We start from the raw sequence: 25,151 nt of genomic DNA on the forward strand, positions 1-25,151 counted from the left end.
GGCTCATCCGGGGAGGGGGGCGCTGGCCGCATCGCGCAGGATGCGGTCGAGGCGTTGGACATTGTCGTCCCAGCGGAACGTGCCGGCATGTTCGATGATCGCGTCGCGCTGCCAGTCGCGCTGCAGCGCATCGGCGAGGGCAAGGGCGAGTGCCGCCGGGTCGTGCGCGGGCACCAGCACGCCGGCATGCGCGGGCAGCACTTCCGGGATGCCACCCACGTCGCTCGCGACCACGGGCAGGCCGCAGGCCATCGCTTCAAGCACGACGTTGGGCACGCCTTCGTTGTGGCTGGGCAGGCTGAGCAGGTCCGCCGCCTGCATCCAGGCCGGCAGCTCTTCGTGCGGGCGTGCGCCCGCAAGCTGCACCCGGTCGGCGACGCCAAGCTGGCGCGCGCGCCGTTCGAGCACCGGGCCGGCCGGACCGCTCCCGACGAAGGCGAGTCGCGCCCGGGGGTGCCGCGCAAGGACCGCGGGGAACGCTTCGAGCAGGTCGAGGCAGCCCTTGCTCTGCTTGAGGTTGCCGACGTAGAGGACGAGCCGCGCGTCGGACTGGAGGCCCAGCGCATCGCGTGCCGTGGCCTGGTCCCCGGGGCGGAAGCACGCACCGTCGACGCCGTTGTAGAGCAGGTGGACGCGATCCTTCGCGGCGCCCAGGGCGCGCGCCTTGTCGGCAAGCGCGCTGCTGACCGCCACCACCGCCCGCGCGCCACGCAGCGCAGCTGCGATCTGCGGCCGACGCAGGCGATAGTTGGCCTGCACGTTGAGGTCGCTGCCATGCACCTTCACGACGTACGGCAGCCCCAGCGTCCCGGCCAGCCGCGCCGTGCCCACCGCGTCGGGGTAGCCCCAGCTGGCGAAGAGCAGGTCGTAGCGCTCGCGTCGCAGCCTTGCGCCATGCTGCGCCATCAGCGAGGCATACCAGGCCATCCCGTGCAGGCAGCGGCCGATGCGCGGCGGATACCAGAACGTGAAGTCCGAGGTCCGCGCGTGCTCCAGCACGGGCGCCACGCCGCGCGGACCCCGTCGGCGCTCGCGGAAGTCGACCGCGACCATGACCTCGAGGCTGTGCAACCGGGCAAGCCTGTCGAACTGCTGGCGGTTGAAGCTGGCGCGCAGCGGATCCCACGCGCTGGGGAACAGGTTGGTCAGCGCAAGGATCTTCATGCGCGCCCGTTCGCGTACACATCGAGGTAGCGCGACGCCATCACGTCGAAGGTCGCATTCGACAGCAGCCAGTCGCGGCCCGCGCGGCCCATCTCCGCGGCGCGCTCCGGATCGCCCAGGAGGCTGTCGATCGCGTTGGCCAGCGCTCCCGGGTCGCGTGCGGGCACGAGCAGGCCGTTGACGCCGTCGGTGACGATCTCGCCGTTGCCCCCGACCCGCGTCGCCACGATGGGCAGCGCGCAGGCACAGGCTTCAAGCAGCGCGATCGAGTAGCCCTCCGAGATCGACGACATCGCGAACATCGAAAACGCCGGAAGCAGCTCGGGCACGTCGTTGCGGTCGCCCAGCAGGAAGACGCGGTCGCCGATGCCGGCCTGGGCGATCGCGGCTTCCACGAGGGCCCGGTCGTCGCCTTCCCCGACCAGCACCAGGGCCACGTCGCGGTGCCTGGCATGGACCTGGGCGAAGGCGGCGACCATGGTCCCCAGGTCCTTGGCCCAGTTGAGGCGGCCCACGAAGCCCACCAGCTGCGTGTCGGGGGCCAGCCCCAGGCGTGCGGCCAGCTGCGCGCGCAGCCCGGCATCGCGCTCGTGGAAGGCGTGGGCGTGGATGCCGTTGGGCAACACGTGCAGCTTGTGCGGCGGGACCAGACCATTGTCGGCAAGCCGCTGCCCGGCCGCATGCGACACCGCGACCGCGACGTCGGTCCTGCGCATCGACTGCCGGAACAGCCACTCCCTGCGACTGGCCGCGCTGGCATCGCCCATGCCGTGGCGCGTGTTCACCACACGGTGCAGGCCGAGGCCGAGCGCGGCGACCATCGCGTAGTAGTGCGGGACACCGTTGTGGCTGTGCAGGACTTCGGTGCGCTGCGACGCCAGTGCCCGCCGCAGTCGCCAGAGTGCGCGCGGGTCGGCGCCCTTGCGCTTTCCGCATGCGATCACCGGTATGCCGTGCGGGGCGAGTTCCCCTGCCAGCGAACCCGCCTCGAACAGGCAGACGACCTGACAGTCATGCCCCGCGGCCGCCTGCGAGCGCGCGAGATCGATGACGACGCGCTCGAGGCCACCGCGATTCAGGTTGTCGACGATATGGCTGATCCTCACGGCAGCCTCGACACGGTCACGCGGAACTTGCCGCTGGCGGTGAGCGGGATGTCGTCGACGCGCTGGAGGTCGAGGCTGGCATCGTTGCCAAGCACCTTCGAGACCTCGCGCCTCACATAGGCTTCCTGCTCCGCGCCGAATTCGGGGCCGGGCACCACGCTGAGCGTGAAGCGCTCGAGGCTTTCCTGCACGACCTGGAAGCGGCGCACGCCGGCGACATCCTTGAGCATGTGCGGAAAGAATTCGCCCGGCAGCACGCGGCCGTCGGTGGTGCGGATGGCATCCAGGCGCCGTCCGTCGATCCGGCTCAGGCGCGGCAGTCCGCGCCGTCCGGTGGCGTGCCAGGGATCCTTGCGGCTGGCGATGTCGCCGTTGACGTAGCGGATGAAGGGCATGCCCATGTTGTGCAGGTCGGTAATGGCGAGTTCCCCGGTCTCGTTGCCGTCGTCGCCCCGTGCCGCGTTCACCAGCTCGACCACCAGGTGGTCGGCGTTGACCAGCAGCCCGTCGCGATCCTCCGCTTCGCAGGCGATCAGCATGAATTCCCGGCACCCGTAGGTGTTGTAGGCCTTCGCGCCTGGAAACGCGGCTTCGATGACCTGTCGCTGGTAGTCGTGCAGCGCCTCCGCGGCGCCCAGCACCGAAACCACCCCCGGGATGCTGCGGCCCTGCGCAAGCAGCCACTTTGAAAGACGGAAAATCGGATCGACATAGGCCACGATCACGTCCGGTCGCCAGGCCGCGATCGCGTCCGCATAGGCCGCCATGTTGTCCTCGCGCATCAGGAAGCTGTTGAGCATGCGGCGATGGAAGGCGGCGTGGTACAGCCGTTCCTTCAGCTGCGTGGCACGGCCTGGATCGCCGACCGCGCCGCCCCACAGGTAAAGCGTGCGCCGGCCCATCCGCGCGCCTGCCCATCGATAGCCGCGCCACATCACCGCGGTGCGGCGGTCGTTGCTTTCGCGGGTGAAGCCAAAGCGCAGCGGCTCGCCGGTGGAGCCGCCGGTGGCCTTGTACAGCAGACCATCGCGGAACCGGCGCGCCTTCAGGTCGTCGTTGTGGGTGCGGATGTCGGCCTTGGTGAGCACCGGCAGGCGTGCGAAATCATCCATCGACCCGAGGTCGCCCGGCTCGAACCCCTCCGCGCGCCAGCGCTCGCGGTAGAAGGGCACGTCGTCCCAGCAGTGCGCGACCAGTGCCTTGAGCTTGGTCCACTGGATGGCCGCGATCTCTTCCGGGGAGCGCCACTGGTTGGCTTCGTACTCGCCCAGGTAGCGCAGCGTGTGGCGTCCCCGCACCGCCTCGTACGAGGGAAGGAGGGCATGGCGGAACGCGTGTTCGTAAAGGCTCATGCGGCGGTCTCCGCGCGGCGCACGGCCCAGCCCAGGAGGCGGCCGACGAACGCCGGCCGGCCCTTGCCCAGGCGCGCGTGCAGGTGTTGGAAATGATGCAGGTCCGCCGCGCTCCAGAAACCGAGCAATACGGTCCCGGCTGCGTACAGCGCGGAAAGCATAGCGCCGCCGATCAACAGCGTAGGCAGGTCCGCAAGGTGGCCCCGTAGGGGCCAGGCCGCGCCGCCCGCGATCGCGGCCGCGGCCACGACCCGTGCGATGCGCCCCCATTGCAGGGTTGCGCCGCTGTAACGCAGCGCAAGGATGACCAGCAGCGCGCCCATCAGCGTGCTGGTCGCGGCGAAGGCGGCCACCGCGCCCGCCAGGCCGAACTGGCGGATCAGGGCCACGTCGAGCCCGACCTTGACCATTGAACAGGCGATGACGGCGATCATGAGCGTGCGTTGCCGGTCCGCGCCCAGGAGGTAGCTGGACGCGCCCTGGCACACCACGCCCACCGCGCCTCCGAGGAGGCAGACGGCGAACATGGGGGCGGCGGGCGAGAACGCGGGGCCGTACAGCAGGCCGATGATCTCGTGCGCGAAGACCATGCCGTAGGCGACCAGCGGCGCCGCCAGCGCAGTGAGGTAGGTGGTCGACATCGACAGGCGCCGGCCCGCGATCTCTCGACCCTGGGCCAAGGCCTTGGCCATCATCGGCAGCAGCAGCGCGCCGAACACGCCGGGGACCAGCAGCAGCGCGCCGTTCGACAGCTGGAACGCGACCTTGAACTGGCCGGCCGAGGCCGTGGAATCGAACAGGGTCAGGAACAGGACTTCGACTTCGCTGGCGGTGATGAAACTGACCGCCACGGTGACCGCGACCAGCGACGTGTAGCTCCGCAAGCGCTTGCGGGTCGCTGCGTCGAGCGGCTCCCGCGCCCCGGGAGGCGGGAGCAGGGGCGCGACCTGTCGGCGCGAGATCCACCAGAACAGGAAGCTCGACGCGGTGAACGACCCCAGAAACCATTCCATCGGTCCGTCCAGCCACCAGACCACGAGGATCATCAGCAGGTTGAGCGGCGCCACGATGACCGCGATCGCGGCGGTTACGCGGAAGTTCTCGTAACCCTTCGCGGTGCTGATGTTGAACATGTACATCGCGCGCAACACGGTCGTTGCGAGCAGGATCGCGAGCAGCACGCCATGGCTGAAGCCGGGCATCAGCCGCTGGCCCTGCAGCATGAACAGCGCCGCTCCGGTCACCAGCACCACCGCCAGGAAGCCCGCCTGCACGCGCCTGGCCCAAGACAGCAGTGCGCGGATCTCTCCATCGCGGCCGGCGCCGCGCAACTCGGCGACGAACTTGATGACCGCGCTGGACACCCCCGAGTTGGTGACCACCACGCCGGTGGCCACCAGCCAGATCACCAGGCTGTAGGCGCCGAAGTCCGCGGGCCCCAGGTGCCGCGCGATGATGATCGACGTCAGCATGCCGAGGAAGTACTCGGTATAGATGCCTACCGACGAATACAGGGTGTTGCGGATGACCTGGCTGCGCGTGCTCATGACGCCGCCATGACGAACAGGACCTTGACCAGCACCCACAGTGCGACCGCGCTGGCAACCGACAACACGCACCACTTCACCCAGTCGCGTTTCACGTCGAAGACCGGCAGGCCGGCCCAGCGCTCCTGCGCGCCGCCATACCAGCCCGTCACCAGGCCCAGCAGGATGTAGAGCAGGATCACGTAGCTGCGGCTCAGGAAGAAGGCGCAGGCGAAGAAGCCGACCATTGCGATCAGCATCGTCATCGCCATGCGCCGCTCTTCCGTCCACAGGCGCTGGTGTTCGGGATCGGCCATGGTCGCGGGCAGCCGCAGCACCATGACCGGCATCAGGAAGCAGTAGCCCACCATCGCCAGCCAGATCGTGTAGCCGATGATCCCGGTTTCAGCCAGCACCAGCACGAACGAGTTGTGCGCCGTCAGCAAGGTGTGCTCGGTGAAGTTGCCGATGCCGACGCCAAACAGCGGGTTGGCGGTGAACATCTGGATGCCGTCGTACCAGCTTTCGATGCGGCCGTAGGCGGACGATTCCCCGGCGTCGAGTTCCTGCATGCGGGTGGGCAGCATCATCAGGCCCGCCATGCCCGCCGCACCCAGGGTGCCGGCGACGACCAGGCCGCGACGCAGCCACAGCCACACGCCCGCCATGGCCATCACGGCGAGGAACGAGCCGCGCGAGTCGGTGAGGTACACGCCGTACAGCAGCAGCAGCGCCACCGACCACCAGAACAGGCGTCGCATTCCGAGTGCCCCGCCGCGACCGGCCATCAGCAGCGCCATCGGGATTGCGATGATGAACAACATGGCCAGGTCGTTGGGATCGCTGAAGATGCCGACGTACTGGATGCGCCCGTCCTGCACGGTCGGCATGCCGGTCCACCCCTGGCCGAGCTTCACCTGTTCGATGCCGTGGATCGTCAACACGACCGCGCACAGCGCGATGACCCACATGATCCGGAAGCAGTTCTTCTGCAGGTAGCTGGCCTGCGCTATCAGCACCAGGGCAAGCAGGGTCGGTAGGAACTGGAAGAAGCGGACCACGGCGCCGCCGGCCCAGCCATTGACAACCACCGTGAACAGGGCCACGACGATGAACGCCGCGAACAGCAGGTAGGTCGGCTGGTTGAACCTCCTCCGCTCGTTGCTGATCACCCAGGTGCCGAGCGCGCCCAGCATCGCGATCGGCAGGATCGGGATCCCGAGATCGACCAGCGCGGGGTACTCTTGGGGGCGGATCAGCACCAGGCCAAGCCAGGTCAACAGGAACAGCATCACCTCGGGTACTTCCTCAGCTTGGACGAATGCGAAAACAGCTCTGGCGCGGCGAGAATGCCTTCGAACCAGGCCGGGTCGATATGGGTTTCCACGGCCGTGCGCAGCAGCTGGTAGCGGTTGCCGGCCTGCGGCACGCTGACGCCGTTGACGTAGCTGAAGGCGACCCGGAACCCCTGCGCGCGGACCGCGTCGATGACCCGCGCATCGAAGGTGTCGGGACCGCCGACCGGATAGGAAATCGCGATCGCAGGCACGCCCAGCTCGGCGGTCAGCCGGGCCTGGCATTCGGCCACCTCGTCGCGCAGCGCTGCGTCGGGCAGCTTCGCGAGCATGCGGTGGTGCACGCCGTGGCCACCGATCTCCATGCCGCCCGCCTGCATTTCGCGCAGCTGGTCCCAGGTCATCGGGCGGCAGTCGAGGTGCCCGGATGTCCGCGGACGACCGCAGTCGCGCTCGAGCCCGCCGATCACGGCCTGCTGGCCGGCATCGTCGAGATACTTCAGCCGGTCGAGCAGCGTGCCGGCGGCCGCGCGCCGCGCGTCGAGGTCCGGCGGCAGCGGAAGATCGATTCCCAGTCCCGGCAGGCGCAGCCGGTCGGCCGCCATCGTCACCACCAGGTGCGCCAGCCAGTCATAGGCGTAGGGCAGGCCGGTGTCGATGTGGCCGGTGGCGACGAAGAACGTCGCGGGGACGCCGAGTTCGCGCAGGATCGGGAAGGCGATCGCATGGTTGTCGTCGTAGCCGTCGTCGAACGTCACCAGCACCGCATCGCGCGGCAGTGCCGGACCACCGTCGAGCGCGGCGACCACGTCGCGGCAGGTGACCGGGTGGAACCGGTCGCGCACGTGCCGCATCTGCTTGCGGAAGTCGACTGGCGATGCGCTGACCAGGGCGGGGTCGAATGCGAAGCCGTGGTCGATGTCGCGGACACGATGGTAGGCAAGCACCCGCAGGTCACGCCGGAACAGGCGGCGCACCGTCTGCAGGGCGGGCAGCAGCCGCCAGGCGCGGACGCGGGCCGCAAGCCGCTGGCGTTGGCCCGTTGCCGCGTGCGGATCGGGTACCGCGGCGGTGGCGGGATCACTCGACATGGGTCGACGGGCGAACCCGGACGCTGGCAAGCCGCTGCCCGCGCCGGGCGCGGCGCACGTGGCTCCCTCTGGTGGCGATTGCGGACAGGATCCGGATCATCGTGCGAGCGTCCGTTCCCCCGCCGTCGTGGCGCGAACGCTGCGTGGGAATATAGGCTGTCGGCGGAAGTGCCGCCATCGCGCGACGTGGTGCCGGGTGGCCGGCAGGCGGCTGCTTTCGCGTACGCTGCCAAGAATCAATCGCCCCTTGAGCCATGCGATGACCGACCAGACAGACTTCATCGTCCTGTACCGCGAGCTGGGCATCGGACCCGACTGCTCGCTGGACGGTCTGAGGCTGGCCTACAGGCGCAGGGTTGCCGACCTGCATCCCGATAGAAGCGGTGATTCGGGCGAGGACGAACTCAAGGCCCTGAACCACGGCTACGCCGCCGCACTCGATTTCCATCGCCATTACGGGCGCCTGCCCGGTGCGCCGCCGGCGCCTTCAACGCAGCGCCGCCGCGATCCTGTCGGGCCGCAGCAATGGATGGAAGAGGATGTGGTGCAGCCGGAGCCGGAGACGCGCAGGCCGCCGAGGATGGTCGTGTACGGCATCTTGTTGCTGGCGGCGTTGCTCGTCTGGTGGCTTTCGCGCACCGACGCTCCACTGCCGGGATTTCCTGATGGTGTTGCCGTAGACAAACGGAAAATGACGCACCCCACGGCCATGGCCTTGCGACTGGGAATGCCCGCGCATGACGTGGTCGCGATCCTGGGCGATCCGGTCAGCCGCGAACTCGGAGACACCCACTGGCACTACGGGTCGTCGTGGGTGCGCTTCGAATGTGCGGAGGTCGTTGACTGGTACAGTTCGCCGCTGCGTCCGCTGAAAGCGTCCCGGTCCCGCCCCTCCGACGCGGCGGCCTCGGGGACGAACGCCGGCACGCGCCGTTGCCCGCAGGTCGTCGGCGCGTCGAGCAGCCAGTGGTGAGTCACATGAACCGGTTCAACGCGAAGCTGAGGAAGGCCGTCCGCCGCACGTGGATGAAATACGCGATGCGCGGCGTCGGTGGCGCCGACGATTACGGGCGCCTCGACCTGGCCTACCGGCTCGGCGATCCCTGGGGCATGGAATCCGAGTTGGAGCAGGCGCGGTTCGCCGCGACCAATGCCCTGGCCATGCGCACGTTCGGACGCGTGCGGACGCTGCTGGAAGTGGGCTGCGGCGAGGGCCACCAGACGCTGGCCCTGCGCGAACTGGCCGACGAGGTGCACGGCATCGACGTCAGCCCGATCGCGATCGAGCGCGCGCGCGTGCGCGCCCCGGACGCGCAGTTCGCGGTGGCCGACATCCACCACCAGCCCTGGGGCGAACAGCCGGGGCGCTTCGACCTCGTGGTCGCCTGCGAAGTGCTGTACTACATCAAGGACATCCCGGCGACGCTGGCGCGCATGAACCACCTTGGCCGCGCTTGCCTGGTCACCTTCTTCGCCCCCGCGCTGGCGCGTGTCGGCCCGCACCTGGAAGAGATTCCGGGGCTGCACAAGGACTGGGTGCAGCACCGCGGCGAGACCTGGCTGGTGTGCTGGTGGCGAAACCCGGAATGACTGCTCCGTTGCCACGCGCGGGCCTCGCGCGCAGGAGGGGCTGACGCATGTGCGGGCTGGCGGGTTACCTGGGCCAACCGGTGCGGGGCGGCGACGAACGCGAGTTGCTGCAGCGGATGATCCACACCCTCGCGCACCGGGGGCCGGACGGCTACGGCTTCCATGTCGCGCCCGGCGTGGGCCTTGCGCATGCGCGTCTGTCGATCATCGACCTGGCCACCGGCGACCAGCCGATCCACAACCCGGCGCGGACGGTGTGGACGGTCTTCAACGGCGAGATATTCAATTACGTCGAGCTGCGGGCCGACCTCGAGGCCCGCGGGCACGTGTTCTACACGCGCTCGGACACCGAGGTGATCGTGCACCTGTACGACCGCTACGGTGACCGCTTCGTGGAACACCTCAACGGTCAGTTCGCGATCGCACTGTGGGATGGCGCGCGCCGGCGGCTGGTGCTGGCGCGCGATCGTGCGGGCATCCGGCCGCTGTACTGGACCAGGGCGGATGGCGCACTGTGGTTCGCGTCGGAGGCGAAGGCCCTGTTCGCGGCCGTGCCGGAGCGCGCGCGGCTGTCGGTGCGCGGACTGCTGCAGGCGTTTACATATTGGGCGCCACTGGATCCCGATACCGCATGGGAGGACGTCCAGAGCCTGCCGCCCGGCCACGTGCTGGCCGTCGAGTCCGACGGTCGCGAAACCCTGAGCCGCTATTGGGACTGGACCTTCCCGGATGCATCTGCCACGCGGCCGGAACGCTTCGTCAGCGTGGAGCAGGCGGCTGGCGAGCTGCGCGAACGGCTCATCGACGCGGTGCGGCTGCAGCTGCGCTCCGACGTGCCGGTCGGGGCTTACCTCAGCGGTGGACTGGACTCCTCGGGCATCGTCGCGCTGGCCCGGGGCTTCACGACAACCCCGGTGCGCACCTTCTCGGTCGCGTTCGACCAGCCGGAGTTCGACGAGAGCGAGCACCAGCTGGCCATGGTCCGGCACCTGGGCACCGACCACTCCATGCTGCGCATCTCGACCAGGGACATCGGCGAGGCCTTCCCCCGCCTGGTCGCGCACGCGGAGACGCCCGTGCTGCGCACTGCGGCCGTGCCACTGATGCTGCTGGCCGATTCCGTGCGCGCCCACGGCTACACCGTGGTCCTGACCGGCGAGGGTGCCGACGAGGTATTCGGCGGCTACGACCTGTTCAAGGAAGCCAAGGTCCGGCGCTTCTGGGCGCGCCAGCCGGACTCGACGCTGCGCCCGAAGCTGCTGTCGCGGCTGTATGGCTACCTGGAGAACTCGCCGGCGGCGAATCCGGCGTTCGCCGCCTCGTTCTTCGGCCAGGGCAGGGAGCACATCGACCGCGCGATTTTTGCGCACGTGCCGCGCTGGACCACGTCGCAGCGCGCCTTCGCCTTCCTGTCGCCGGAGCTGCGCGCGCAGGCCGCGGGCTGGGACGCGCTGGCGTTCGCCGAGTCGCGCCTGCCGGCGAACATCCTCGACTGGTCGCCGCTGGCGCGCGACCAGTACGTCGAAGCCAAGACACTGATGGCTGGCTACCTGCTTGCCGCGCAGGGTGATCGGGCCGCCATGGCCGGTTCCATCGAGGGACGCTATCCCTATCTGGACCACACCCTGATCGAGTTCGCCAACACGCTGCCGCCTTCGTGGAAGATCCGTGGCCTGACGGAGAAGCACATCCTGCGCCTTGCGCTCGCGGACCTGCTGCCCGACGACATCGCGCGGCGCACCAAGCAGCCCTACCGCGCGCCGGACAGCGCCAGCTTCTTCGTCGATGGAAAGCCGCTGGACTACGTGGCGGACCTGTTCGCCGAGGACAACCTGCGCTCCAGCGGCCTGTTCGACGTCAAGGCGATTACGCGGCTGTTCGCCAAGGCGCGCGCGGGCAAGGTCGTGGGGTTCGCCGACAACCAGGCCTTCGTCGGCGTGCTGTCGACGCTGCTGTTGCTGCGCAACCGCCCGCGAGCCGTGTAGGAGCAGCTACAGCTGCGATCGGGACTGCCGGCCATCGCGGCTATAGCCGCTCCTACAGGGTGGCGGGAGGCTCGGCGGGCTCCAGCCGCAACAGCTTGCCGTCGGTGCCGTCGGTCAGCAGGTAGATGAAGCCGTCCGGCCCGGTGCGCACGTCGCGGATGCGGTGGCGGCCCTGCAGCAGGCGTTCCTCGTGCACCACGCGGTCGCCGTCGAGCTCCAGGCGGATCAGCGCCTGTCCGGCCAGCGCGCCGACGAAGAGGTTGCCCTGCCACTGCGGGAACGCGTCACCGCTGTAGAACGCCATGCCGCTGATCGCAGGAGAGACCTGCCAGTAGTGAAGTGGCGGCTCGGTGCCTTCGGCGGTGGCGCCGATCGCCCCGTCCACCGGTTGGCCCGAATAGTCGAGGCCATGGGTCGCCAGCGGCCAGCCGTAGTTGCGGCCCGGCAGCGGAACGTTGATCTCGTCGCCGCCCATGGGGCCGTGCTCGTGGATCCACAGCGCGCGCGTGACCGGGTGCAGGGCCATGCCCTGGATGTTGCGGTGGCCGTAGCTCCAGATTTCCGGCCGCGCGCCTGGCTGCCCGGCGAAGGGGTTGTCGTCCGGGATGCCGCCGTCCGGGCGCAGCCGCACCACCTTGCCCTGCAGGTGGTCAAGCAGCTGCGCGGTGCTGCTGGAGCGATGGTCGCCGGTGCCGACGTACATGAAACCCTGGTCGTCGAACACGATCCGCGAGCCCAGGTGGCTTCCGCTCGACAGCTTCGGTTCCTGCCGGAACACGACGTCCAGGCCCTCGAGTTTGCGCTCGCCAAGCCGCCCGCGCGCGACCGTGGTGCCGCCCTTGTTGCCGCGCCAGTTCGGCTCCCCGTAGCTCAGGTAGACGAGGCGGTCTTCGGCAAAGCCGGGCGAGGGCACCACGTCGAGCAGGCCGCTCTGGCCCTGCAGGAACACGCCGGGCACGCCCGCCAGCGGGGCGGAGATCACGCCGTCCGGGCTGATCCGTCGCAGCCGGCCGGGGCGTTCGGTCACCAGCATGTCGCCATCGGGCAGGAAGGCGAGCGACCACGGATGCACGAAACCTTCGGCCAGCACGCGCACGGAAAAGCTGCCGTGCTCGCCTTCCAGGACCTCGGTTTTCGCATCGCCGAGGCTGCGCGGCGCGGACACGATGTCCTCACCACTCTGCGGATCCCGTTCAATTCCACATGCGGCAAGAGCAAGCAGGAGGCAAGCGCCTCCGACGGCGATGCCGGCACGCAGGGCGCGCGTGGAGCCAAGATGCTTGGCGCGCGGATCTGGAAGCTTCATCAATCTGCTCGAACGAGGGAATCGATACACATGGGCCGGCGGCAAAAGATCAAGCAGTTCATCCTCGGTAATTTCCTTTTCACCGACGACGAATCCGCGTTCAGCGATGATACCTCCCTGATCCGGGAGGGCATCGTCGACTCCACCGGCATCCTCGAGCTGATCGGCTTCATCGAGGAGAGCTGGCCGGTGCGGGTTCCTCCGGAGGACATGACTCCGTCCAACTTCGACAGCCTCGGGGCCATCGATCGCTATCTCGACGGCCAGTTGGCTGCCTGAGCGGGCCACGATGCAGGTCCTGGTCGCACGCCTGGAGGACACCGCGGCGGCAATGCCGGCGCGCACGGCGATCCAGCACGGCCCGCGCCGGATCGACTACCGCGAGCTGCACGCCAAGGCGCTGCGGTTCGCCGGTGCGCTGCGCGCGCGTGGCGTGCGGCCGGGTGATCGCGTCGCGCTGGCCCTCCCCAACGGGATCGAGGCCGTCATTGCGTGGTACGGCATCTGGCGCGCGGGCGCAGCGGTCGTGCCCCTGAACCTCCAGGCGCGCGAACGCGACTTCGCGTCCTGGCTCCGGCACAGCGGCGCGGGACTGCTGGTGCACGCACAGGGACATGCCGACGCCGAGCACGCGGCGCGCGACGCCGGCGTCGCCACGCTGGTCCCCGCGTCGGCTGCGGCGCCGGCGGCCGACGCGTTTGCCGCCGCGGAAAGCGGCGCGGGCGTGGATGTCCCCATGCCCGACGCCGACATGCTTGCTGCGATCCTCTACACCTCCGGCACCAGCGGCGCACCCAAGGGCGTGGCGCTGAGCCATCGCAACCTCGCCGCCAACACGGCCGCGATCATCGACTACCTGCAGCTGGCCGCGCACGACAGCACGGTCAGCGCGCTGCCGTTCCATTACGCCTATGGCGCGTCGGTGCTGCATACGCACCTCGCGGTCGGCGCCAGGGTGGTGCTCGAGGACAACCTCGTGTTCCCGCATCTCATCGTCGAAGCGCTCGCGCGCGAACGTGCCACCGGCTTCGCCGGCGTGCCCTCGACGTTCGCGCTGCTGCTCGATCGCGGCCGCATGGATGAGCATGACCTGTCGTCGCTGCGCTACCTGACCCAGGCCGGAGGCGCCATGGCGCCGGCTCTCACCCGGCAGGTGCGTGCAGCCTTCCCGCAGGCGCGGCTGTTCGTGATGTATGGGCAGACCGAGGCCAGTGCGCGGTTGACCCGGCTCGCGCCCGAGCGGCTGGATGACAAGCTGGGCTCCGTTGGCACGCCGATCGCCGGCGTCGAAATCCGGGTCCGGCGCGAGGATGGCAGCGACGCCGCGTCGGGCGAAGGCGGCGAGGTCTGGGCCCGCGGCGACAACGTCATGACCGGCTACTGGAACGCCCCCGAGGCAAGCGCCGCCGTCCTGGTCGACGGCTGGCTGCGCACCGGCGACCTCGGGCACCTCGATGCCGAGGGCTTCCTCTGGCTTGCCGGCCGCCGCAGCGACATGATCAAGACCGGTGCCCACCGCGTGCATCCGCAAGACGTGGAGGAGGTGATCGCCGAACTCCCGGGCGTGCGCGAGGTGGCGGTCACCGGGCTCGACGATGCGCTGCTGGGCCAGGTGGTCGCCGCGTTCCTCGTCAGGGACGGGGATGCGCCCAACGAGATGGCGGTCAAGGCGCACTGCCGGAAGCGGCTGGCAGGCTACAAGATCCCCAGGCAGGTCGCCTTCGTGGCGGAGCTGCCGAAGACCGCGTCCGGAAAGATCCGGCGCACGGCATTGACACAGGGAACATGATGACCACGCTTGATTCGACCGTGCTGGACCTCGACTACGCGACCGAGGCCGATCGCATCGCGCAGCGCCTGCGCCACATCGTCGCGCGCGACCTGCACCGGCGGGGACTGGTGGTGGCCATCTCCGGCGGCATCGACAGCACCACCTGCGCGGCGCTGGCGGTGCGTGCGCTCGGGCCCGAGCGGGTCTTCTGCCTGATCCTGCCCGAGCGCGATTCCAGCGATGACAGTGCCGTGCGCGCGAACCTGCTGGCGCAGCACCTCGGCGTGCGGGTGCAGACCCATGACATCGCGCCGGCGCTGGCCGCGATCGGCTGCTACGAAGCGCGCGACGCCGCCGTGCGCGCGGTGCTGCCGGCCTATGGCGAGGGATGGAAGTTCAAGATCGCCATCGCCGGAGGCACGCAGGGCCTCATCAACCGCTTCCGCATCGTCGCCGAGGATCCGGCCGGCACGCGCCACGAGCAGGACCTGCCGCTCGACGCCTACCTGACCATCGTGGCCGCCACCAACTTCAAGCAGCGCATCCGCAAGACCCTCGAATACTTCCATGCCGACCGGCTCAACTACGCGGTGACCGGTACGCCCAACCGGCTCGAGTACGACCAGGGGTTCTTCGTCAAGAATGGCGACGGTGCGGCCGACGTCAAGCCGATCGCGCACCTCTACAAGAGCCAGGTGTATGGCATGGCACGGTTCCTCGGCCTGCCGGAGCGCGTGACCTCGGCCACGCCCACCACCGATACCTACTCGCTGGCGCAGGGGCAGGACGAGTTTTACTTCGCGCTGCCCTATGCGCAGATGGACCTAGCGCTGTGGGCGCTCAACCACGACCGCCCCGCGGGGGAACTCGCTGAGGCGCTTGGCCTGGGCGAAGCGCAGGCGCAGGCGATCTACGACGATATCCGCGCCAAGCGCCGGACCACCGCGTACCTGCACCGGCCACCGGTGCTGGTCGACCCGGTGCCCGAACCCCACGGGCACTGATGCATGGCCACGGAGCCTGCCTACAGCGTCCACGAAGCCGACGTCGAGCGCGATCGCGAGCTCATCCTCGGCCTGTGGCGCGGCAACCTCGGCGACGAGGCGCGGATGGCACGCAAGTACGACTGGTTCTATCGCCATTGTCCCTACGGCGCGCCCTTGACGCTCTTGCTGCGCCACGAGCAGAGCGGCGCATGGGTCGGCGTTGCCAGCGCCGCGCCGAGACACCTGCTGCTGGGCGGCCGCGAGGTGCGCGCGGGCGTGTTGGTCGACCTCACCGTGCTGCCCGCGCACCGTTCCCTGTGGCCGGCACTGTCGCTGCAGATGGCGCTGATGGAGGCGGGCGCGAAGCGCTTCGAGCTGCTCTATGGATTCCCCAATCCCAAGGCTGCCGCCGTGTTCAAGCGCGTCGGCTATATACCGCTTTGCAAACTGGTGCGGCACGCGCGCATGCTGCGCCATGGCGACTATGCGCGCCGGCGGGTGCCGGCGCTGCTTGCTGCGCCCGCGGGATGGATGCTGGATGCCTTCGATCGCCTGCGCTTGCGGGCGCGTGGCGCAGGGCTGCGCGCGCAGTGGCAGGAGCGTGCGGACGCCGAGCTGGCCGCGCTGTGGTCTCCCGACCATGCCGGCGACGGTCCGGTGGCGATACGCGACCTGACGTTCCTGAGCTGGCGTTTCGACCAGTCGCCCTTGATCGATGTGCGTTATCTGGTGTTGCGCGATGCCGATGGAGCTGTATTGGCCTGGTTCGCCTGCGAGTCGCGCGGGAACGTCCTGTATGTGCAGGACTTCTGGTCGCGCCGCGGCGTGGCCGGCCCGTCCACGGCGGAAGTCGCAACGCTGCTGCGCAGCGCACGCACGGCGGGCCACGCGTCGGTTTCGATCGAGCTCGGTGCCGCGGCCGCCGGCGGCGGCTGGCATGCGGAGGGGTTTGCCGCACGCGAGGCGCGACCGGTGTTCTGGCGCCCGTCCGGAGCGTCGCTGGAGACGGTCACGGCGGACCAGCTGTGGCTGACCGCGGCCGACGAAGACGAGTAGCGGCCAGGTTGGCACCCACATGATGCAATGATGGAGCGGCTATCCGCAGTGCCGCACGGAGAGGACCCATGGACGCGAGACTTGCCGCCTTGCTTGTGTTCACCGCACTGTCGCCCGGCTGCGCCGAATCCGCCCCGCCGCCGACGACCGTAACGGCCACGGGCCACGCGGCCATCGGGGCCACAGTCGGTGGCGGTGGAGGCGGCATCCGGATCGAACAGGTCGTCAGGGAAGGCCTGCGGTTTCCCACTGCGGTGGCCAGCCCGCGCGACGGCAGCGGGCGCATGTTCGTGCTCGAGCGCGAAGGCCGCATCCGCGTGCTCGACCGCGACGGCACTCTCCTGCCGGATCCGTACTACACGCGTGCCGTGAGAACCGAAGACATCGAGGAGGGGCTGCTCGGGCTCGCCTTCGATCCGGCGTTCCGCGATAACGGCCGGATGTACATCGCCTACAGCGGCGCGATCGAGGGTGAACGCTACGGCCTGGTGCTGCACAGGCTGCAGGCATCCGATCCGTCCGCCAACCGCTTCGACGGCAAGGAGCATCTGCTGATGCGGGTGGGGGGGCTGGTCGGCAACCACAATGGCGGCGACATCCACTTTGGCCCCGACGGCATGCTGTACTGGGCGATCGGCGCCGGTACCGGCGAACCGGCGGATCATGTCCACGCATCGAAGACCGACAACCTGCTCGGCAAGATCCTGCGGATCGACGTGCGCGATGGCGCTGCCGGGGCAGGGAACGCCTGCGGCGAGAAGGGCCGCGCGCCTTATGCGGTGCCCGCTGACAATCCGTTTGCCGGACAGCGGGGCGAGTGCGGGGAAATCCTGGTCCATGGCCTGCGCAACCCGTGGCGCTTCGGCATAGACGCATCCAACGGCAACCTGTGGATCGGCGATGTCGGCAAGGATCGCGAAGAGATCAGCCTGGTCCCCGCGGCCGCCGGCGGGAACCTGGGCTATCCCGCGTGCCAGGGCAGTCATGCCTATCCCTCAACGGGCGCATCCGACTGTCCGGAGAAAACAGGGACCATCGCGCCGGTGTACGACTACGATCGCGGCGTCAACGACCGCTGTGCGGTCACGGGCGGCCTCGTGTACCGCGGCGCGCTTCCGGGTCTCAAGGGGGCGTACGTGTTCTCGGATTCGTGCTCGAGCGAACTCCTGGTCGGCAGGATGTCCGAGGGCGGCACGCTCGAGGTTGAATCCATCGCCAGCGGCATCGCGCCCGGTTACGGCACCGTGGCGTCGTTTGGCGAGGGCGAGGACAACGAGGTGTGGTTCGTCAACCACGAGAACGGGGGGTTGTACCGCATCCGCGGCGCGGACTGAACGTCGCGGCCGGACTCAGGCGGCGAGCCGTCGTCGCGGCGCGCGGAACAGGTGCAGCGCCAGCCAGTCCGGACGGAAGCGCCCCAGGCGATCGATGATGCCCGACTGCTCGAAGCCGAGGCGGCCGAGCAGCCATGACGGCCTGTCGTCGATGGCGTTCATCACCGGGTTGCTGGTGAAGGCGAGTTCATAGCCGGCGGCCTGCGTTCGCGCCAGCACGGCGTCGTCGTAGCGGCCGTGCGGATAGGACATCGTCACCGGTGCCCCGGTGCCGAGGTGATCGCCGACCACGAGGCGCGCGGTCGCGAGTTCGGCATCGAGGTCCTCGGCGCGCGGCATGGGCGTGTGGGTCTTGCCGTGCACGCCGATGGCGACGCCACCGGCCGCCAGCTCGCGCAACTCGTCAGCCGTCACCATCTGGCGCACGCCGTCATCCATGGCATCGGCGAACGGTGCGAGCACCTGCGTCCGCTCCGACGGCGACAGCGCTTCAAGGGCGGCGATGACTTTGCGCAGGCCGTCGATCGAATCCACGGGAGCCGGAGACAGACGATGTCCGGCATCGGCCAGCGCCGACAGCAGGGCCGGCACGCGGACGCGCCCGAGTCGGAAGGCGGCGACCAGCCGCTCCTGGAAGAAGGGTTCGTTGCGGTCGATGACGTCGGCCACCGCGAACAGCAGCGCCGGCAGGCCGGCCGCGCGGAGGCGGGGCAGGGCGTGCGCGTGGTTGTCGGCCCAGCCGTCGTCGAAGGTGATCAGCAGGGCGCGGTCGGGCAGCGGCGTGCCGTCGCGCCGCGACGCCAGCACCTCGTCTGCGGAGACCACGTTGTAGTGCCGGCCGAAGAAGGCCAGGCAGCGCTCGAGCAGGCCGGCTTCCAGGGTGTAGTCGGGGTCGCAGGATGCCCAGCGCGGATCCTGCTCGGTCAGCACGCGATGGAACATGATCACCGTCAGCGCACGGCGGTTGCGCAGCCGGTGGTACAACCCCAGCAGGCCGCTGCGATAGAGTGCACGCTTGACCAGATCCGTCGCCATGGCCGACATCCCCGAAACCTCCGTCATCATACCGACCTGGAACCGGCGCGACCTGATCGCACGGGCCATCGATTCGGTGCTTGCGCAGACGCGTGCGGTCGAGGAGATCATCGTCGTCGACGACGGCTCCAGCGACGGCACGCGCGAATACCTCGCCGATCGCTACGGGAAACGCATCGTCTACGTGTACCAGGACAACGCAGGGGTCTCGGCGGCCCGCAACCGCGGCCTCGCACTTGCACGCGGACGCTACCTGGCACTGCTCGACAGCGACGACGAATGGCTGCCGGAAAAGACGCAGCGCCAGGTTGAATTCCTCGAGGCCCATCCGGACATCGGCATGGTGCTGTGCAATGTCCTCCGCGTGAATCCGGACGGCTCGCTCATCGACGTGTTCGACCGGCGACGGCAGATTCCCGACGACGGACCGGCGCTGCGCTGGGTGCTGCGCGACCCTGCGCTGGCTCCGCTCTCGGTGTTGATGCGGCGCGAGGTGTACGACACCGTCGGCGGCTTCGACGAGGGCCTGCGCACCGCCGAAGACCTGGACTTCCATCTGCGCGTTGCCGCGCGCTGGCCGATCGGCGTTGTCGCCGCGCCGCTGGCCCGGGCACTGCGGGGACATGATGGACTCTCTTCGCTGCCGTCCACGGAAGTCGACTACATCCGGGTGATGGAGCGTGCGGCCGAGGCCGCCATCGGTCGGGTTCCCGAAGACCTGCGCAGGCAGGCGCTGGCGACCGCCTACATCAAGAACGCGGAGAGCTGCGTCTGGCGCGGGTGCTATCGTGATGGCTGGTCGCTTGTACGCAAGGCGTGGGCGCTGGGGCCGGACGGCGCGCTGCGGCGACGACTGTTCCGCCTGTTGCCGAGCGCCGGCAAGCGGACGCTGCGCTCGCTGCTACCGCGGTGACCACGCCGCGGGCCCGTGGTCCGCCTCAGCGCACTCCTCGCCCGAAGATCACCACTTCAAACGTCTGCACGAGGATCAGCAGATCGAACAGCAGGTTGTGGTTCTTGACGTAGAACAGGTCGTACTTCAGCTTCTCTTCCGCATCCTGCTTCGACGCCCCGTAGGCGTAGCGCAGCTGCGCCCAGCCCGCGAGCCCGGGACGCACGCAGTGGCGCAGGCGGTAGTAGCGCACCGAGTCGTCGAGCTCCGACACGAACTCGGGCCGCTCGGGCCGCGGGCCGACGATGCTCATGTCGCCCCTGAGGATGTTCCACAGCTGCGGCAGCTCATCCAGCCGCGTGCGCCGGATGAACCGTCCAACGCGCGTGATGCGATTGTCGCCCTTGCCCGCCCACCGGGCGACGCCGTCCTTCTCCGCGTCGGTGCGCATGCTGCGGAACTTGACCAGCTGGAACGCGGTGCCGAGCAGGCCCACCCGCTCCTGGCGGTACAGGATCGGCTGTCCCGGGCCGGAGTCGATCCAGATGGCGGCCGCCGTGAGGAGCAGGAGCGGCCAGATCACCGCGAACATCGCGACCGCGACGAAGATGTCGAACGCGCGCTTGCTGAGCATGCGTAACGGGGAGCCGTTGAAACCACCTGAAAATACCAGCCAGGACGGATCCGCGAGGGCGAGCTTGATCTTGCCCGCTTCGCGTTCGAAGAATGACACCAGGTCGATGATCTTGATGCCGACCTGCCTGCATTGCAGCAGGTCTTCCATGGGCAGGGAGCCGCGCCGGTCATCCGGGCCGAACACGATTTCGTCGATCTGGTGGGCCACCGCCCATTGCGACAGGGGGACGCCGATCGTGAGTATCTTGTCGGCATCCACTGCAGGGCTTTCGGGTCCGTAGGGCACGTAGCCGATGAGACTGAAGCCACGGCGGTCGGCGCGGCGGCGCAAGCGCTGCTCGATCAGCGCGGCCCGCTGTCCTGCACCGATCACCAGCACGCGCTGTTTCAGCGTCTCGACATCGACCAGGCGTGCGGACAGGAAGCGGAATGCGGTGATCAGCAGGAAGCCGAGGGTCAGTGCCAGCGCCAGGACACCGCGGCCTATCTGCACCGTCGGGACGATGTAGTAGAGCACCAGCAGGGCCAGCGTACCCAGCAGGAATGCGACCGCCTGGCGTGCGACCGCACCGAACCAGGTGTCCCGCAGATGGGTCTGGTACATGCCCATGGCGGTCATGCCGAGCATCATCATTGCGGCGAACACGCCTGCCCGCACGGCCTGCAGGGAGAGCGTGGCGTAGGTCTGCAATGGATCGGGGTGCGCGATGTAGCGCAGGTACACGGCCAGGAAGACCGCACAGATGAGCAGCGTCGCTTCGGACAGCACGATCAGCGTGCGCAAGCGTGCGGCGGTGCCGCGCATCAGCCGCGGCATGCGGCCAGCCTGGGCACCCTCTGCCAGCGGCATGGTGTGCGGCAGACTCTTGGATTCTCCCCTGGCCATTTCCCCCCCTGCGTCGAACCGGAACCGGATGAACGGGGACGCTCGGCCTGCACTGCGTGTGCAGCCCATTTCGTCCCTCGTCCATATCGAACGCGAACTGCTGTCCAATCCGGACCGGCCCCGCCGGGATTCCGGAAGGCGGAGGCGTGGCACGGACAAGAAAGCCCAGGCGTGGTGGCCCGGGCTGGTTGCGTGAGCCCCTAGGTCGGCGGAGGAAGGAGCGGCCTTGATCCGTGGCGGATGTCGGGCCCGTTGCCATGGGTCTGCTTCCAGTGGCGCATGAGCGCGTGCAGGGCCTGCGGCTGGTTGACCGGGGCCGGCTCGCCGGCCTGGTTGCGGCTGTTCTCCCCGTGGCAGCCGGCACAGGTCCGGATCTCGCCAGGTTGCATGGTGAGCCACACGCGCTCGCGCACGACCGGCTCTCCATCGGGATCGACCGTCTGCCAGCTCAGTGCGCGCCGTGCGGGCACGAAGGCGGCGGTGGACCCGTCGGCGGCGATCCTGACGCTGCCCGCCGGGCCTCCGGGATTCGCCAGGTTGCCCGGCACCGACATCGGCTGCGCGACCGGGCGGCGCCCGTTGATGTTGTTGCCGTAGGCGCGCACCAGGTTCGCCTGCACGATCTGGTAGTGCGCGATGTCGTAGACCCGGCCGCTGCCGCGGGTCGTGCTTTCACCCCCGGGGACCCGCAGGTTGTATGGCTGCTGGGTATCAGCGCGGTCGCGGCTGGTCTGGTTGCGGGTCACGATCAGGGCCAGGTCGTTGTTCAGCAGCCAGGCGCGCAAGGCTTCCACGTTGATGCCCTCGGCGGCGAGGACCGCGCGCTCGGGCGCGGGGATCTCGGGGAGGGCCGTCGCCGGCGGAGGCGTCCGCGCCACCACCTCTACGGCCTCGATCTCCCAGAGGTGGCCGCTGTACACGCGTGGCGACGCACTGTCCGTCCACCACGAGACCGTCTTGTTGATCCCGGGCGTCAGCGCGGTGCCGGCGACGAACATGCCCGCTGCGTTGGCCTGGAGCTGGTGCAGCCGCAGCGACGAGGAGCCGCCGAACGTCGCGTCCGGCGTGTAGCTGGCCACCATGTCCCCCGAGGTCAGCGGCAAGGGGTTGCGGAAGCGGCCTCCCGGCAGGCCGCCGGTGACGGGCGCGGGGCTGGCGTTGGTGATCACCATCTGCTCGGCGTTGAGCGTCGGTGCGCCGTTGAAGCGCACGATCTGGTTGGTGCTGCCCTCCGCGAATTCACGGGCGTAGATGCCGTAGTAGGTGCCGGGCGAAAGCGGGTCTTCGCGGATGTGATAGATGCCGCCGTCCATGCGGATGTGCTTGCGGTTGGCGAAGTTGGCGAGGTTGACGTTGTCCGACAGCGCGCTGTCGTCCATGAATGCGCGCGGCAGGTAGGTGTAGTCACCCACCAGCTCGTGGCGACCGATGTGGTTGAGCGTCAGCTCGTGAGTGCCGTCCTGCATCATCTGCCAGGGCGTGAAAAGGTTGTAGGTATGCCCCGTGACCCGCCCGTATGGGCCGTTGTTCTGCTGCCTGCGTTCCGGGAACGTGTCGCGGAACAGGCCGAGCCTGGTGGCGTTGGATGCCTCGCTGGAATAGTTGAACGGGTCGAAGGTGTAGCCGAGGTCGATCGAGCCATCCTGCTGCTGGTCATGCTGCAGGTGGTCCCAGCGCGTGGAGATGACGCGGCCGTAGCTGTCGATGGTCGGGCTGAAGACCCCGCTGGGGGCGTGGTTGAGGATGGTCAGGCTGCCCGTGGACGGATCGAGGCGGAAGATGCCGGTGATGGTCGGCGTGCTTTCGTATTCGTCCAGGTTCGGATAAAGGTGGGCTTCCCCGAGGCGTGGGCGGTCCGACGTGAACAGGATGGCGCCGTCGCTCGTATAGAGCGGCGAAACGTTGTTGTAGTTGGCCGGCTGCCCGGCGACCTTGGTAACGCTGGCCGTCTGGTTCTGCCCGAGGCCGGTGACCTCGTACAGCTGCCACTTCCCGCTGGTCGACCCGTAGCGCTGCGTGGGCGCGCCGATCACCATGCTGAAGATGGCGCGGGTGCCGCTCCAGTGGACCGTCGGCTCGCGCACTGCGATGGCGTTCGCACCCTGCAGGCCTTCCATGCCGTAGCCGGCATCCCGGGTCAGGTTGCGCAGCGTGCCGTTGGCGTAGCGGATCATCAGGTCGCCGCCGCGCAGCGTCGAGTTCATGGTCGGCAGGTGGTTCGCAAACGTGGACAGTCGGCTGGCGAACGGGTCGCCGCCCAGCGTGGGAACCTGGGTGACGAACAGGATGGGGTTCGTGACGGCACTGGTGATGACGGGGGCGCCTGCCATCGAAGGTGGAGGTGGCGCGGGAGCCGTGGCTCGGGTCACGCCGGCTTGCGGCGGTTCATCGGATGATGCGGTGTCTGGTTGGAGTTGGGCCGAACAGCCGGCCAGGGTTAAGAGCAGGCCGGCCAGTGCCGGCAGGCATAAAACGCGGAAAACGGGTGTCATGGGGAAGTCCTTCCGGAACGCCTGGGGCCGCCTGCGCGGAGATAAGTCGGCGGCGTCCCTGTCTTCCTCCCGATCGAAAGTGGCCGGCCCGGGCCGTGGTCGCGGCGCGGGTGGACTCCCTCGAACGTGTCGTCTTTCCCCTGACAAGACGGCGCGGAGCATGGGCGACAGGAGCGTCGTCCCGCGAACTACACGCTGAATGCGGCCCGGGAGTCAAGCGCTGGGTGGGAATATCGTGATGTGGCCTCGGGAAACACCGTGTCGAGCGGGGTGGGTTCGGACACGCCACGACCCGGTCCGGGCAGTCGCATCATCCCGTGGGCGACGATGACGCCGGCGTGCCTCAGCGGTTGCGATAGGTCACGGTCAGGTACCACACGTTCTGGCGGCTGTTCCCGACCGGCCCGTCATCGCGCCGCGCGTAGTGCACATAGTCCAGTGCACTGCTCCAGTGGCGCGACCACGTCTTGCCCACGCCGAGGCCGAAGCGCCTGTCTTCCGTTCGCTGGCCCAGGTCCGGGAATTCCGTACGCGCGGCATCCGCGAACGTGCGCAGGTCCCAGGTCGGCGCGAGTCGGTAAGTCAGCTGCATCACCACGCCGCGACGGGTCTCGTCGACGGAAGGCGCATCGATGAAATCGACGCGCTCGTAATAGGGTCCTACGGTGAATCCGACCCGGTCGTGGCGGTAGGCCCACGTGAGCTCGATCCGGTCTTCTTCATAGATCGATGGATCGACCACGAAGGATCCGCCGGACAGGCTGTCTGGCACGGTCGAGGCAACGGAGATACCTCCGATCGCCGAATCCGACGCATCCGTCAGCTGGTGTTCGGCGCTGAGCGACAGGGCGGTACGCGCGCTGATCGCCCACTCGGCATGGGCGCGGAAGAGCGGATGCGAGGTGGAATCGCCGTCTGCGTAATCGACCCATGTGTAGCCCGCGATCAAGCCGAAACCCAGGCGCGAGAGCTGCCTGTCGTAGCGCATGTAGCCGTCATAACGACGATAGTCGCGGGCCATCGTGTCGTTCCTGAAGTCGACGTCCTGGCCGCGCAGGCTCAGCGTCAGGCTGCTGGTCGGATCCAGGGTGCGGATGGCGTGCAGTGCGGCGCTGACCCGCTGCGACTCGAGCGCATCGGCTTCCTCGGCCTGGCTGTCGATCCAGCGCAGCTCGGCCCGCCCGCGAACCGCCTGGTTCCAGTTGAAATCCACGTTGGGCCCAAGCGCCAGCACGTTCACCCGCTGGCGGTTGTCGACCGTGTCGGCCGCGAACCGGTCGATCGGCCGCATCTCGAGGCTGTTCTCGACCGTGAAGCTGAGCGTTTCAGGAAGGATGGACCAGTTCAGGCGGCCGGAGAGAGTGGATTCGAAGGCGTTGGACTGGGGGCCGTCGATGTAGTTCCAGTATTCGAGGCGGCCACCGAAATTGGCCTGGACGGTCGAGCTCTCCTGCGTGACCACGAATCCGAAGCCCGCGCGCAGTGCGCTCGATTCCTCGGGGTCGGTGGATGACATGAGGATATTGTCATTGCGCTCGACGCCGGCATCGAGCGAATAGTCGATGCGGACCGCGTGCGCATGGAAGGACGCCGTGGCAAGGATCGCCGCGCACAAGGCTGAAAGGCGGGTCCTGCGGGTTCTCATGGT

20 protein-coding genes are annotated in these 25,151 nt (G+C 68.8%); 9 read left to right on the forward strand and 11 right to left on the reverse strand.

What is annotated here, in order from left to right:
- Positions 1-3 precede the first annotated feature (3 nt).
- The 6 genes from ACW5F0_RS00880 to ACW5F0_RS00905 are packed head-to-tail and all read right to left on the reverse strand — an operon-like array spanning position 4 to position 7,534.
- On the reverse strand, positions 4-1,164 hold the full coding sequence (locus ACW5F0_RS00880) for a glycosyltransferase family 4 protein (RefSeq protein ID WP_456998830.1): 1,161 nt from the start codon (positions 1,162-1,164) through the stop codon (positions 4-6).
- Positions 1,161-2,270: a glycosyltransferase gene (locus tag ACW5F0_RS00885; protein WP_456964157.1), complete on the reverse strand. Its 1,110-nt coding sequence runs from the start codon at positions 2,268-2,270 to the stop codon at positions 1,161-1,163. The genes ACW5F0_RS00880 and ACW5F0_RS00885 overlap by 4 nt, the downstream gene beginning before the upstream one ends.
- Positions 2,267-3,622 carry a phenylacetate--CoA ligase family protein gene (locus ACW5F0_RS00890; protein ID WP_456998831.1) on the reverse strand — a complete coding sequence of 452 codons (1,356 nt, stop codon included), beginning with the start codon at positions 3,620-3,622 and terminating at the stop codon, positions 2,267-2,269. The genes ACW5F0_RS00885 and ACW5F0_RS00890 overlap by 4 nt, the downstream gene beginning before the upstream one ends.
- The gene (locus ACW5F0_RS00895) at positions 3,619-5,169 is read right to left on the reverse strand and encodes an oligosaccharide flippase family protein (RefSeq protein ID WP_456998832.1); all 1,551 of its coding nucleotides are present in this window, start codon (positions 5,167-5,169) and stop codon (positions 3,619-3,621) included. Before ACW5F0_RS00895 ends, ACW5F0_RS00890 begins: the two co-directional genes overlap by 4 nt.
- Positions 5,166-6,440, reverse strand: coding sequence for an O-antigen ligase family protein (locus tag ACW5F0_RS00900; protein ID WP_456998833.1), 1,275 nt, complete (start codon positions 6,438-6,440; stop codon positions 5,166-5,168). The genes ACW5F0_RS00895 and ACW5F0_RS00900 overlap by 4 nt, the downstream gene beginning before the upstream one ends.
- Positions 6,440-7,534: a polysaccharide deacetylase family protein gene (locus tag ACW5F0_RS00905; RefSeq protein WP_456998834.1), complete on the reverse strand. Its 1,095-nt coding sequence runs from the start codon at positions 7,532-7,534 to the stop codon at positions 6,440-6,442. Before ACW5F0_RS00905 ends, ACW5F0_RS00900 begins: the two co-directional genes overlap by 1 nt.
- Before the next feature lie 259 nt (positions 7,535-7,793).
- On the opposite strand from ACW5F0_RS00905, the gene ACW5F0_RS00910 reads away from it, so the two are divergent.
- The 3 genes from ACW5F0_RS00910 to asnB are packed head-to-tail and all read left to right on the forward strand — an operon-like array spanning position 7,794 to position 11,109.
- Positions 7,794-8,507, forward strand: a complete 714-nt coding sequence (locus ACW5F0_RS00910) for a J domain-containing protein (RefSeq protein ID WP_456998835.1) — start codon at positions 7,794-7,796, stop codon at positions 8,505-8,507.
- Positions 8,508-8,512: 5 nt separating this feature from the next.
- Positions 8,513-9,124: a class I SAM-dependent methyltransferase gene (locus tag ACW5F0_RS00915; RefSeq protein ID WP_456964163.1), complete on the forward strand. Its 612-nt coding sequence runs from the start codon at positions 8,513-8,515 to the stop codon at positions 9,122-9,124.
- 47 nt (positions 9,125-9,171) lie between these two features.
- Positions 9,172-11,109: an asparagine synthase (glutamine-hydrolyzing) gene (gene asnB, locus ACW5F0_RS00920; protein WP_456998836.1), complete on the forward strand. Its 1,938-nt coding sequence runs from the start codon at positions 9,172-9,174 to the stop codon at positions 11,107-11,109.
- Positions 11,110-11,161: 52 nt separating this feature from the next.
- On the opposite strand, the gene ACW5F0_RS00925 is transcribed toward asnB, so the two are convergent.
- Positions 11,162-12,199: a PQQ-dependent sugar dehydrogenase gene (locus ACW5F0_RS00925; protein WP_456998837.1), complete on the reverse strand. Its 1,038-nt coding sequence runs from the start codon at positions 12,197-12,199 to the stop codon at positions 11,162-11,164.
- Between ACW5F0_RS00925 and ACW5F0_RS00930 the strand changes: the two genes are divergently transcribed.
- From ACW5F0_RS00930 to ACW5F0_RS00950, 5 genes are all read left to right on the forward strand, one after another.
- The gene (locus ACW5F0_RS00930; protein ID WP_456998839.1) at positions 12,176-12,694 is read left to right on the forward strand and encodes an acyl carrier protein; all 519 of its coding nucleotides are present in this window, start codon (positions 12,176-12,178) and stop codon (positions 12,692-12,694) included. The genes ACW5F0_RS00925 and ACW5F0_RS00930 overlap by 24 nt on opposite strands.
- A gap of 10 nt (positions 12,695-12,704) precedes the next feature.
- A complete protein-coding gene (locus tag ACW5F0_RS00935; RefSeq protein WP_456998841.1) occupies positions 12,705-14,204 on the forward strand; it encodes a class I adenylate-forming enzyme family protein in 1,500 nt (499 codons plus the stop codon).
- Positions 14,204-15,190 carry an NAD(+) synthase gene (gene nadE / locus ACW5F0_RS00940; RefSeq protein ID WP_456998842.1) on the forward strand — a complete coding sequence of 329 codons (987 nt, stop codon included), beginning with the start codon at positions 14,204-14,206 and terminating at the stop codon, positions 15,188-15,190. The genes ACW5F0_RS00935 and nadE overlap by 1 nt, the downstream gene beginning before the upstream one ends.
- 3 nt (positions 15,191-15,193) lie before the next feature.
- Positions 15,194-16,228: a hypothetical protein gene (locus ACW5F0_RS00945; RefSeq protein ID WP_456998843.1), complete on the forward strand. Its 1,035-nt coding sequence runs from the start codon at positions 15,194-15,196 to the stop codon at positions 16,226-16,228.
- Between the two features lie 68 nt (positions 16,229-16,296).
- The gene (locus ACW5F0_RS00950; protein ID WP_456964170.1) at positions 16,297-17,562 is read left to right on the forward strand and encodes a PQQ-dependent sugar dehydrogenase; all 1,266 of its coding nucleotides are present in this window, start codon (positions 16,297-16,299) and stop codon (positions 17,560-17,562) included.
- A 15-nt stretch (positions 17,563-17,577) separates the two neighbouring features.
- On the opposite strand, the gene ACW5F0_RS00955 is transcribed toward ACW5F0_RS00950, so the two are convergent.
- A complete protein-coding gene (locus ACW5F0_RS00955) occupies positions 17,578-18,597 on the reverse strand; it encodes a polysaccharide deacetylase family protein (protein WP_456998844.1) in 1,020 nt (339 codons plus the stop codon).
- On the opposite strand from ACW5F0_RS00955, the gene ACW5F0_RS00960 reads away from it, so the two are divergent.
- Complete coding sequence (locus ACW5F0_RS00960; protein WP_456964172.1) at positions 18,578-19,510, forward strand: glycosyltransferase; 933 nt, start codon at positions 18,578-18,580, stop codon at positions 19,508-19,510. The two genes, ACW5F0_RS00955 and ACW5F0_RS00960, sit on opposite strands and share 20 nt — an antisense overlap.
- 25 nt (positions 19,511-19,535) lie before the next feature.
- On the opposite strand, the gene ACW5F0_RS00965 is transcribed toward ACW5F0_RS00960, so the two are convergent.
- The 3 genes from ACW5F0_RS00965 to ACW5F0_RS00975 all read right to left on the reverse strand — a co-directional run bounded on the left by ACW5F0_RS00965 (position 19,536) and on the right by ACW5F0_RS00975 (position 25,148).
- Positions 19,536-20,942, reverse strand: coding sequence for a TIGR03013 family XrtA/PEP-CTERM system glycosyltransferase (locus ACW5F0_RS00965; protein WP_456998845.1), 1,407 nt, complete (start codon positions 20,940-20,942; stop codon positions 19,536-19,538).
- 269 nt (positions 20,943-21,211) lie between these two features.
- Positions 21,212-23,341 (reverse strand): HzsA-related protein, encoded by a 2,130-nt coding sequence (locus ACW5F0_RS00970; protein ID WP_456964174.1) that lies wholly within the window; start codon positions 23,339-23,341, stop codon positions 21,212-21,214.
- A gap of 505 nt (positions 23,342-23,846) precedes the next feature.
- Positions 23,847-25,148 carry a hypothetical protein gene (locus ACW5F0_RS00975; protein ID WP_456964175.1) on the reverse strand — a complete coding sequence of 434 codons (1,302 nt, stop codon included), beginning with the start codon at positions 25,146-25,148 and terminating at the stop codon, positions 23,847-23,849.
- Positions 25,149-25,151: the final 3 nt, after the last annotated feature.

Source organism: Luteimonas sp. A534, from assembly GCF_054072805.1.